General features: G+C 59.8%; 9 protein-coding genes. 5 read left to right on the forward strand and 4 right to left on the reverse strand.

Annotated features, from left to right (window positions below; translation table 11 throughout):
• On the reverse strand, window positions 1-2,019 hold a 2,019-nt coding region (locus EXQ56_14030; GenBank protein MSO21542.1), incomplete at its 3' end, for a hypothetical protein.
• A gap of 231 nt (window positions 2,020-2,250) precedes the next feature.
• On the opposite strand from EXQ56_14030, the gene EXQ56_14035 reads away from it, so the two are divergent.
• The gene (locus EXQ56_14035; protein MSO21543.1) at window positions 2,251-2,685 is read left to right on the forward strand and encodes a hypothetical protein; all 435 of its coding nucleotides are present in this window, start codon (window positions 2,251-2,253) and stop codon (window positions 2,683-2,685) included.
• Between the two features lie 153 nt (window positions 2,686-2,838).
• Here EXQ56_14035 and EXQ56_14040 read toward each other — a convergent pair whose 3' ends face one another.
• Window positions 2,839-5,229: a hypothetical protein gene (locus EXQ56_14040; GenBank protein MSO21544.1), complete on the reverse strand. Its 2,391-nt coding sequence runs from the start codon at window positions 5,227-5,229 to the stop codon at window positions 2,839-2,841.
• A gap of 20 nt (window positions 5,230-5,249) precedes the next feature.
• Entirely contained in the window at window positions 5,250-6,218 is a 969-nt protein-coding gene (locus EXQ56_14045) for a curli production assembly protein CsgG (protein ID MSO21545.1), read from the reverse strand.
• 290 nt (window positions 6,219-6,508) lie between these two features.
• On the opposite strand from EXQ56_14045, the gene EXQ56_14050 reads away from it, so the two are divergent.
• From EXQ56_14050 to EXQ56_14065, 4 genes are all read left to right on the forward strand, one after another.
• The gene (locus EXQ56_14050; protein ID MSO21546.1) at window positions 6,509-7,408 is read left to right on the forward strand and encodes a dienelactone hydrolase family protein; all 900 of its coding nucleotides are present in this window, start codon (window positions 6,509-6,511) and stop codon (window positions 7,406-7,408) included.
• A 233-nt stretch (window positions 7,409-7,641) separates the two neighbouring features.
• The gene (locus tag EXQ56_14055) at window positions 7,642-8,151 is read left to right on the forward strand and encodes a damage-inducible protein DinB (GenBank protein MSO21547.1); all 510 of its coding nucleotides are present in this window, start codon (window positions 7,642-7,644) and stop codon (window positions 8,149-8,151) included.
• Between the two features lie 146 nt (window positions 8,152-8,297).
• Complete coding sequence (locus tag EXQ56_14060; protein MSO21548.1) at window positions 8,298-9,911, forward strand: glutamate--tRNA ligase; 1,614 nt, start codon at window positions 8,298-8,300, stop codon at window positions 9,909-9,911.
• A gap of 483 nt (window positions 9,912-10,394) precedes the next feature.
• On the forward strand, window positions 10,395-10,961 hold the full coding sequence (locus EXQ56_14065; protein ID MSO21549.1) for a cytochrome P460: 567 nt from the start codon (window positions 10,395-10,397) through the stop codon (window positions 10,959-10,961).
• Between the two features lie 154 nt (window positions 10,962-11,115).
• On the opposite strand, the gene EXQ56_14070 is transcribed toward EXQ56_14065, so the two are convergent.
• Window positions 11,116-11,358 carry a hypothetical protein gene (locus EXQ56_14070; protein ID MSO21550.1) on the reverse strand — a complete coding sequence of 81 codons (243 nt, stop codon included), beginning with the start codon at window positions 11,356-11,358 and terminating at the stop codon, window positions 11,116-11,118.
• Window positions 11,359-11,448 lie beyond the last annotated feature (90 nt).

The raw sequence follows: 11,448 nt of genomic DNA on the forward strand, positions 1-11,448 counted from the left end.
GCTGCCGGTTGTCGGCAGGTAGGGGCCGTCGAAGAGCATGTGGGGCTTGCCCGCTGAAAAGGCGGAAGACCCCGCTCCAGAAACCCCCGCTCCCTCACGGTCGCGGCTCTGATTCACGTCCACCGCCATGATCTTGCTTCCGCTGCGGTAGAACAGCTCCCCGCCTTTGAGATTCCACACCGGCTCCTGTCCTCCATCGGTGGATATCTGCCACTTGCCGCCGGGGCCGGGATAGGGCTGCACGTAAATCTCCCGGCGGCCTGATTCGTCCGAAGAATAGGCCAGCCATTTCCCGTCGGGAGAAAACTTCGGCGCGGTTTCCTCGTATGGTGTCTTCAGGAACAGCTGCGCCTTGCGGTCTTTTAGATTCAGCACCCAGATGTCGCGCCCGGTCTGCGGATTAACTTCGAAAAACGCCAGCAGTTGCCCGTCCGGCGAAAACGAATTCGGGGAGTTTTGATTATCGCTGGTGGTCAACCGTTCCGCTGCGCCGCTGCCGTCGGCCGCTTGCCAAAACAGATTCTGCGGGCCTGCCCGGTTTGACCAGAACGCGATCCGCTTCCCGTCGGGCGACCAGGCGGGGACGCTGTTATTGTTTCCTTCAAACGTAAGCCGGGTGAGGGTATCTCTGGAAACGTCATAGACCCAAACCTGCGATTCCTGATCTGCGATCGCCACAGCCACCCGCCTTCCGTCGGGTGAGACCCGCGGGAACCGATAATTGTGCGGAGCGGCGGGCAGGACTTGCTCTTCGCCGTTGCGGCTCACCCACACCAGGAGGCTCTGGTCTCCGGCAACACCTCCTGCCAGATAGGCCAGGGTTCCCGTGGCGGAGACGCTGTACTGGGCGGCTCCGGTGCTACCAGACTGCATCATCCCCTCGAGCGCGGGAACGGCAGCTCCCGACAGGGCCAACCGCTGGGCATCAAACGGCGCCGCCATCAGCGTTCCCGCTTGCGCGTAGAGCAGATGGCCCGCCATCTTGTCCCCCATCTTGCTCGACGCCGCATAGCGGGGCTGCGTTCCTTGCGCCAGGTTCTTTGCCTCGCCGGGGGTTCCCGTTCCTACTGGCTGGACATCAATCTGCGCGTTGTTCCAAGTTCCGGAGTTTGACGAACCCGCAAAAAGTAACCCTTGGCCATTGGGCAGGAATTCCGGCCAGCGGTGATAGTTCTCCCCTTTCCCCAGACGGGTTAGCGGCTGCGGCGTGCCCCCTTCTTGCGAAACCTGTTGTAGGGCCTGTGTCGAATTTATCGGCTGCACCGCCAGAGTTCCCTGGCTGCTCCAACTGGCCCCTCCGGGTTGTGGCGCGCTGGCGAGAGTAACCGCCGAGCCGCCGTTCACGGAAACCTTCTTCAGCTTGCCGCCGGCGAAGAAGCCGATCCACTGGCCGTCGGGCGAAAAGAACGGCCCGGTTGCGCCCTCCGTCCCCGCGATGGGCTTTGCTTCATTACTGTCGAGCGGCCGCAGGTAAAGCTGCTGCGCCGTCACCGTGCCGCGCGCGTCAGCAAGCGGGGGCTGGTTTTGATTTTGTCCTTGGTCTTGACCGCCGTTGGAAACCGCCGCCCCCGCTCCCTCGCGGTCGCGGCTCTGTGACGCTACATACACAAGATTTTTCCCATCAGGCGAGATGGCGATGGCGGGCTGGTCCAGCGCCGCCAGCCGCTGTCCCGGCGGCAGCGTGATCGCCAACCGGCTGACTGCGAGCTGAGACGTGGCCTCGCCCGGGTCGTGCGTGGCGGGCCTGTTCATGCTGATTACGGCGGCGATGACGCCAGCGCCTGCCAGTCCCCACGGAAGGTACTTTCCGAACAGGGTTGCCACGGTCGAGCCGAACTGCTTGCGCACGTAGTTCACCACGTGGACGGTAACCATCACGCTGTAGAGCAGCAGGAACATGGCTAACGAGATGTTGATGGCCAGTTGGAAGAAGGGCTGCGGCGAGTGCAGGTAATGTTCGTAAATGTACTCGACGAAGAAGCCGGCGATGAGGATCACTGAGTCCTGCAGCAGGATCATGATCAGCCGCAGCACCTCGACAGTGTGGTGGCGGACTTCGCCGCCCAGTTCCTGCCACTCGCTATCGGCACGGTGGTCCGTGCTTACAGTGCCGCGCGCGTCAGCAAGCGGTGGCGGGGTTTCGGCGTCGCGCCCCGCTGACGCGTTGGCTGGTTAGCCGTTAGTTTCCGGTGAGTTGTCGTGTGAGTCAGCCATCCATGCTTCACAAGAGCGCGAGTACGAGAGTCGCGGATGATTATATCCGATTCATGGAACTGGCAAAGGGAAATCCGTAAGGTCAGGAAGCGATTTGCCGCGCAGGTGGCGCAGGCATTCTTGCCTGCGGGTTTTGCAGTGCTTTCAATTCGGCAGGCAGGAATACCTGCGCTAGCAAAAGCCGCAGGCAAGAATGCCTGCGCCACTCATATGCCTGCATCACTACTACAGTTGAAGGATGATTTCGGCGGTCGGGGGGGTGGTCATAAATTACCCTCCCGGCAATTTTTCAACCACTTTGCAAATGGGAAATGGGGAGCGCGGGTGGACGAAGCGCGACTCACAAACCGTGAATTTTGTCAGATTGGAAAATTTGGATTCTTTGGGATTTGTGGGCAGAGTGGTCAGGTTGGACGATTTGGATCATTTGACGCGCGAGACGGGTGCGGAGTGGCGGGAAAGCTGATCTGAAGTTCCCCCCAAACCCCAATCCCGAACCCCCAATCCCTGGTTTGTCAATCTGGTCAGAGTGGTCAGAACCGTGAACGTGTGCACTTTGGGCTGGGCCGACGATTTGGTCAGGTTGTCAGCGGCCCAGGAAGCCTTTAGCGGCCCAGGAAGCCTTTAGCGGCCCAGGAAGTCTTCCAGCTTCTCGATTTGCCGGACGGCGAGGTCCATATTGCGCTTGGCGGATTCGGCGTCGCCTTCGGCCAGCGCGGACTTGGCTTCGTCGAGCAGATAGTCCATGCTGTCGCGCGCCGCCGCCATGTCGCCCCGCATGCCGACGCCCTGGCGTGCCTGCTGCTGCTCCATGCGCGAGATGCTGTTGGCCACGGAATTGGCCCGTCCCGCCAGCAGGGCGAACTCTGAGCGCAGCCCACTCAACGCCTGATTGCCTGCTGTAGAAGATGCTGCGGACTCGCCTGGAGCCGCCCCGGCTGGGCCGGATTGCGTCGCCGGTGAGGTCACGGGAGCCAATGTTGACACTGGTCTCGACGCACCCGTCGAGGAAGCTTGCGAAGCAGCAGCGGAGGCCGCGCCTGCTCCACTGGAGTTCGTCGTCGATGGTGCGGAGGACTGCGCCGAGGCCGAGGCTCCGCTGAAGGCCGCCGCGCCAGCAGCGCCCGCTCGTACACCACCGCCGGAATTCGATCCTCCACCTGCGCCGCCCGCCGCTCCGGCAACGGAGCCATCCGCTCCCGGTGCGGACGATGTTCCATCGGAGGGCACTGAGGTCTGGCCAGCCGTGGAGCTATCCGTTGAACCATCCGATGAGCCTGCCCGCTCGGGCTCTCCTTTGCCGCCGATCAGTCCAAACTGATACGCCGCGACAGCGGCAATCACCAAGGCCGCTCCACCTACGGCCAGGAAGGTTCCCGCGCGGCCAGGGCCAGCGGGGACGGCCTGCGGCGCGCTGTGTTGATAGGCGACCGGAGCGTGTGGTTGCGCGGCGATCGGGATGGCGGTGGACGCCTTCGCCTGTCCTGCTGGAACGGGAAGAGCCGGGGCCGATGGCAATTGCTCCAGCAACGCGCGTGCCTTCTTCAGCTTTTCGGGAACCTCTGGATTGCCCACCTCGGCCGTAACCAGATTGACGACATGCATCTTCACGCCGTGCTTCACCTCGGCCTCACCCAGGTCGTGCAAGGTCTTTGACCACTCGCTCAATTGATTGAGGGTTTCCGAGACCGTCCTCGATACCAGGATATGGCCGGCATCACCCACGTCCATCACGCGCTGCGCGGAATTGATGCCGCCGCCGGCCACGTTGGAATTCGCGTTGATGTCGGCGATGCGATACACCGGGCCGGAATGCACGCCCATGCGCAGTGGCAGATCGGGGTGATTCTTCAGCTCGCGAGCGACCTCAATAGCGCACTGCACCGGCGCGACAGGGTTCTGGAAGAACACCAGCGCCATGCCATCGCCGGTGGGCAGGGAAATAATCTGGTTGGCTTGCTGCGCGCGACGATACTCGGCGGTGCCGCGCACGATCTCACCGAGCTTCTGAATGCGCTGGCTTTGCAGATCCATGTGCAGCATCGAGTAGCTCACCAGATCCATGAACAGCACGTAAGCCGTCTCCAGCCCCTGCGAGGAGGAGGAAGCTGGCAGTGCCGGAACGGCTGGTACGGGCGCGGAGATGGATGCCTCGGCGCCGAGCGCGCGGGCAATCTCTTCGCCGAAGTCACGCGGGCGAGCCTGTCGTTCTCCCGGCAGGTAAGAGACAGCTCTCACGATGGTGTTTTCCGCTGCCTCGGGTATGTCGGAGCGTATCTGACGCGGCTTCACGCCAAGGCCTTGTGGCGTGGTCTCCGGCCGTTGGCCGGTTAGCATCTCGTAGGCAATTACGCCGAGCGCGTAGATGTCGCTCGACCCGGTCGCCTGTCCCATCACCTGCTCGGGAGCCATGTAGGCCAGCGTGCCGACCACCTTGGACGCTTGGGGCTGGCCGCCAACGACCTGTGAGTCGCGCACGGAGGCGATGCCGAAGTCGATGAGTTTGACTTGTATCTCGCCTTCGCCGAGCGACTGCACCATAATGTTTTCCGGCTTCAGGTCGCGATGAAACACGCCCTTGTCGTGCGCCGCGCTGAGCGCCTGTCCTACCTGGCGGAGAATGCGCGCCGCCTGTCGAAACTCCATTCCGCCGGGGTGGATGAGCGTGCGCAGCGTAACACCCTCGACAAACTGCATTACCAGAAACGGCTGATGATCCGGCGTCTCGCCGGTGTCGAGCACGCCCACCACGCCGGGATGATCGATGCGCGCCATGGCCTCGATCTCCTGCTGAAACTTCTTCTGGAAATAAGTGTCGGGAGAGGAGCCGTCATGCAGCAGTTTAATTACGACGGGTTTCGAGAGTAGTTGTTTGTCGCGCGCCAGGAACACCACGCCGAAGCCGCCGCGTCCCAACTCACGCTCGATGAGGTAGCGATTCTTCCAGATGCTTCCGGAAGGGTCGGACGCGGGTGTACCCGGAATCGGTTGGGTTCGTTCAAACTCTGCGGCCATGATGTTCTGTAGCCTTCCGCTTACTGGGTTGATGCAATTCGATCGCCAACCTTTGGAGTTCCCGCGCCGCTGAATTTGCCGACCGAGGAGGTCGCGTCTACTTCCGTGATGGTCACTTCGCCGACGGCCTCCTCGATTCTGCGAATGACTTTCCCGGTTGCGGGATCTTTGATCTCGCGACCGGAACGTTTCACATCCAACTTCATCCCAATTTGCACGCCCACTTTGGTTCCAATGTTCAGAACCAGGACTCCGCCTGTCGCATCGGCCACGAGTCCTTCGACCGAAACTTTCTTTCCGACAACCTTGTCGGCGTTGGCATTGAGGTCAACGGTAAGTGTGGTGACGGCCTTGTTCACGGCTTCGCCGATGATGGTGTCGCGGAAATTCGAGCTTTTCATGTCGATGCTTCCGACCCCTGAGCTGCTGTTGCCCACAATGCCTGTGCCTGAGCGCGTCGATTCACCTTTGCCGCTGGCGACGGCGTAAATCTCAGCCGACTCCGTGCCTACCAGCCGCGCGCTGATACTTACCACCGCCTTGCTCTCCTTTCTGGACACACCGCCGATGCCGAAGCGTCCGCCGACTCGACTGAGCGCGCCGCCGCCGACGTTGGTGGTCTTATCGTCTGCGCCAAACTGAGTGATGCTGCCGATGATGATTCCATCTACGCCGAGAATCTTCCCAATCTTCGCGGCGGTATTCGCGTCGGCGCGATCACTGTTAGAGAAATCTTGTTCAGAGAGAATCTTGTCGAGGGCTTTGCGATCCACGACGGAGTAGGTCCCGGTCTTGACCAACTCCTCGACCATCAGGTCCGCAATGCCTTTGCCAATATCGACACTGGATCCCATCACGGACGAAACGGAGCCTTGAACGGTAGCGTACTCGAAATCAAAAACCGCGACACGTTTCTTCTGCGCTTGCCCCGGAACAGCGAACAACGCCAATAGAATTATGGTTGCTGCCACGCCGATTCTTTTACGCATCTCGACCTCCACTGCCATGCCGACCTCGACTGTGATCCCGGCTGGAACGCCGACCCTCTTGGCCCGGCACATACAGCCTATCCCATCGAATTATACAACAGGCATGGGTGTATCGGGAGGGTCTCTTTATAGGTTGCCAGGGTCGTGCGTCTGGGCTTCCAGACACCCCGCGAATTCCTCCTTGATTGGTCCGCCTGGAGTGATATACTGGCCGCCAGTCCGCACTGGCCCGTGCCGCCGGACTAGCTGACGGTAATACGGAGACGCAATCACCCGAAGGAGCCCCACCTATGGATAGAAAGACTGCAAAGGAATTTCCGCAGGAGCTACTGGACTTATTTCACCTATACCAACACGGCGAAATCAACCGCCGTGAGTTTCTCGATGGCGCCAAGAAGTTTGCCGTCGGTGGCATCACCGTGACCGCGTTGTGGGAAAGCCTGAAGCCCAACTACGCCTGGGCCGAGCAGGTGCCGGAGAGCGATGCGCGCATTAAGGTAGAAAACCTTGTTGTGCCCTCACCGCAGGGCAACGGCAGCATCAACGCCTATCTGGTTCGCCCCGCAAGCGCCACCGGCAAGCTGCCTGGCGTGATGGTGATTCATGAGAACCGTGGCCTGAACCCCTACGTAAAGGATGTCGCCCGCCGCCTCGCCACCGAGGGCTACATGGCGCTCGCGCCGGACGGAACTTCGTCCGTCGGCGGCTGGCCCGGCAATGATGAGGAGGGAGCCACGGTATTCCAGAAAGTGGATCGCGAGAAAATGACCAATGACTTCGAAGCTGCTATTCGCTGGCTGAAGGCGCGCGCGGACTGCACAGGCAAAGTGGGCGCCGTCGGTTTCTGCTTTGGCGGAGGCATCGTCAACATGATGGCCGTGCGGCTCGGCGCGGACATGGCTGCGGGAGTCCCGTTCTATGGCGGCCAACCCTCCGCTGCGGACGCCGCCAAGATCAAGGCTCCGCTAGTGCTCAATTACGGTGATGCCACTCTGGATAAGCGGATCGCGGATGGCTGGCCCGCCTATGAAACCGCACTGAAGGCCGCGAACGTAACCTACTCGGCATACTTCTATGACAAGGCCAATCACGGCTTCCACAATGACACCACTCCGCGCTACGATGCGGCCGCCGCGAAGCTGGCCTGGGAACGCACGCTCGCGCACTTCAGCAAGTATCTGAAAGGCTGACGCGGGTTTAATCAGAAACTCTCTGCGATGCCCTATTAATGCGGTCCTCGGCGCATGTCGAAGTTGGCATGGGCCGGGGGCCGCATCGCTGTTTCAGGTTAGGCAACACCCGCCGCGCGACATTCTGTCCGCGACGTTCTGCGCCGGGACTATAATACGAATCAGGCAGCCACCATGCGGCGACGGCACGCCAGCCGCACATCCTCCCCCCAGAGGCGCCGGGAGGAGTCTTTATGAATCTGCAATACATTCACGAGTTGTATGCTTATGATTGCTGGGCCAACGCCCGCTTGCTGGATGCAGTGGGCAAGCTGCAGCAAGGGGAGTTCCTGCGGGAAATGGGCAGCAGTTTCCCGTCGGTGCGCGATACCTTGGTTCACCTTGTTTCAGCTGAGTGGGTCTGGCTGCAACGGTGGAAGGGCACCTCACTCCAGCGTCACTTCGATACTGCTACATTCCCTACTCCTGATTCGATAAGATGCTGGCTCACAAAGGTGGAGAGTGAGCAGAGTAAGTTTATTAACTCACTCACTCAGGATGAGTTACTATCACCTCACTCTTATAGTAACTTCGAGGGCAAGTCATTTGCCGAGCCACTCTGGCAGCAATTGACTCATCGAGTGAATCACTCGACTTATCACCGAGGACAAGTGACTACCATGCTCCGGCAATTGGGGGCCACCGCGGTGGCGCTGGATATGATCGCGTATTTCCGTCAGAATCCGCTGCTCCCGGCTGCCTAAAACAGCGTTGACAGATTGGCGGAAGATGCGGTTCTGACCAAAGTGCACACTTTTGCAGAATTGCCCAAATCCTTCATTCCGCGTTCGCTTTAGATTTGCTCTATGGGCGTGCCCGGTCCAGGCTGCCCCAAGCGGATCGTTCCATCATGACCCCGCCAAATGACCGCGGTGTCTGCGGTATAATCAAAATTTCCAAAGGAATATCGGCAACCATTTTGCCGCGGCGGCATCCGCGCCCGGCCTGGGTCCAAATTTTAAGGAGAATTCTCTTGACTGTACGCACGCGCGTTGCGCCCTCGCCCACTGGTGATCCTCACGTCGGCACCGCCTACATGGCGCTGTTCAATTATTGTTTCGCCAAGAAGATGGGCGGGCAATTTCTGCTGCGCATTGAGGACACCGATCAGGCGCGCTCCACCGACCGCTCGCTGCAGGCCATTCTCGATTCACTGCGCTGGCTGGGCCTGAATTGGGACGAGGGTCCCGATGTCGGCGGCCCGCATGCGCCCTATCGCCAGAGCGAGCGCGGCGCGATCTACGCGAAGCATGCCGCAGAGTTGCTGGAGTCGGGCCACGCCTTCCGCTGCTACTGCACGCAGGAGCGGCTGGCCGAGTTGCGCCAGAGCCAGCAGCGCGCCCGCGTTACGCCCGGCTACGACGGCCACTGCCTGCGGCTCTCTCCGAGCGAGCGTGAGCAGTTGATGAGCGCGAACACGCCGTACGTCATCCGCATGAAGATTCCCGAGCAGGGCACTTGCGTGGTCAATGACATGCTGCGCGGCAAAGTCGAGTTCGACTATAAGACCGTGGACATGCAGATTCTGGTCAAGGCCGACGGCATGCCGACGTATCATCTGGCCAACGTTGTGGACGATCACCTGATGGAGATCACCCACGTCATTCGCGGCGAGGAGTGGATCAGCTCGGCGCCCAAGCACCTGCTGCTCTACGAATATTTCGGATGGCAGCCGCCCGTGCTGTGCCACTTGCCGCTGCTGCGCAATCCCGACAAGAGCAAGTTGAGCAAGCGCAAGAATCCCACCAGCATCCTTTATTATCAGCGCATGGGCTTTCTGCCCGAGGCGCTGCTCAACTATCTCGGCCTGATGGCGTGGTCGATGCCCGCTGTCGCCGATGCAGCGTCCGGTGTGTCTGTCGACGAAAAGTTTTCGCTCGCCGAGATGGCCGCGAGCTTCGACCTGACGCGCGTCTCGCTCGGCGGCCCGGTCTTCGACATCAAGAAACTCACCTGGCTGAACGGCCGTTGGATGCGCGAGAGTTTCGACGACGCAGGCTTCGCCGCACTCGTCCAGCAGTGGGCGCTGAACAAGGACTACCTGATGAAGATCGTCCCGCTGGTGAAAGAGCGCATCTCCACGCTGGGCGAACTGGGCCCGCTGACGGCGTTCCTGTTCTCCGGCGAGATTGCCGTGAAGGCCGAGGACTTCGTGGATAAAAAAGTTTTGCCAGCCGCCATGCGCGCGGCGTTCACCCAAGTGATGGAAGGTTTCGAGCTGCTCGACGATTGGTCGAAGGAAGCCATCGGCGCACTATTCAAACAAACGGCTGACGCCGCGGGCATCAAGCTGCGCGACTTCCTGCGCCCATTCTACGTGGCCATCGCGGGCAGCGCGCAGTCCACGCCGCTGTTCGACTCTATGGAAATCCTGGGCAAAGATTTGTGCCGCGCCCGCCTGCGCAAAGCACTGGAAGTGATGCCCGCCGCGTTGCCTCTGTCCGCCGACAAGGCCGCTGAATAGCGGTTCGGATCGATTGAGGCGGTCTTGCGATGGCAGCAGGCATCGAATCGACTGTTTGGGAAATTGAAGATATGGTGAAGCTGCTACGAGAGCCGAAACTGGGAACGCGTGGGCCTTATCAAAAGAGAGTTTCGGTCTGAATCTTATGAAGGAAATCGTTATCGCTCCGTTATGGGATAAGAAGAACTTCAAGGATCGGCATTGGAGTGCAATGAATCCCAAGAAGTTCCATCGGTGCAACAGGCTCATTGTCATCCTTCCGGAAGTTTACTGGAAAATGAGACGCAGGGAAGATTTGATTCTCTTGTCCGATCAATGCGCACTCGTTGAACCAGATTTTTCAAATTGAGCCAGTACCGGCGGTTTCCTTTGGTTGACGGCTCGATATGATAATATTAAGCACAATGCTTGCAGGAGGTGCTCATGCCAGACGCAAGAACTGCTTCGTTGAAGAATTATCTTCCGTTGATTCTCATTTCGCTCATGCTGGTTGGGATCATCGTGCGTAGTGGTGTCGCGCAGCGGTCGGCGGCCTCGCCAGCGTCCTCCGATACCCCGCGCTACTCCGGGTCGGGTGAATTGATGAAGCCGGAGAATTATCGCGAATGGGTTTGGCTCAGTTCGGGCATTGGCATGAATTACGGTCCCGTGGCGGCGACCATGCAAAATGCCACGCCGCCATTTGACAACGTATTCGTCAATCCCGAAGCGTATCGGGCATTCCTCCGGACAGGAACCTGGCCGGATCAAACGATGCTGGTCCTTGAGATCCGCGGCTCGGAGACCAAAGGGTCGATTAACAAGGGCGGTCATTTCCAGGGAAACTTGTTCGGCATAGAAGTTGAAGTAAAAGATGAAAAGAAATTTCCCGGCAAGTGGGCATTCTTCACTTTTGGAAGAGCAGCAAAAACGGGACAGCTTCGTCCCGCCAGCGAATCCTGCTATTCCTGCCACGCGCAGAACGCCGCGGTGGACAACACCTTCGTGCAGTTCTATCCCACGCTCATCGATATCGCCAAACAAAAGGGTACGTTCAAGAACACGGAATAATGCGGGCAAGCGTGTTACAATACCGGGTGTATGGGCAGGGATCACGACAAATCGGTGGAGCGGCTCGCGGACATTGCGCAGTCGCATTTGTCACGGCTTACGCCGGAAGAGCGAAAGGCGCGCATGGCCGCGTTTGGAAAAGTAGTGGCCAAGGCTAGCCGCGCTCAGAGCGCCACACCTGCATCGCGGCGCGAAAGTCGTCCGACGCCTCTTTCAGCCCGAGGGCGATAAGCGCGTCGACGAACTGCTCCTTCGTTCCATCCCGAAGCAATCTTGCAAAGCCATCCTTTAGCTGCTTTCGTTCCCGCCTCGCCTGAAGGTCAAGGACGCCCTTGCGTCCGCGATGCTGGTCCTCCAGCATCGCATTCTTGATGTCGTCATCCATAATTCGATTCATTCCCGAGACTTGTTCTGACGCTATTCCCTAGTCTGGTGATCAAAGTGCAGAGTATATTACGCGGAATCTCCCGCCGATTCCATTTCTGCA

This window comes from Acidobacteriota bacterium, assembly GCA_009691245.1.
Taxonomy (GTDB): domain Bacteria; phylum Acidobacteriota; class Terriglobia; order 2-12-FULL-54-10; family 2-12-FULL-54-10; genus SHUM01.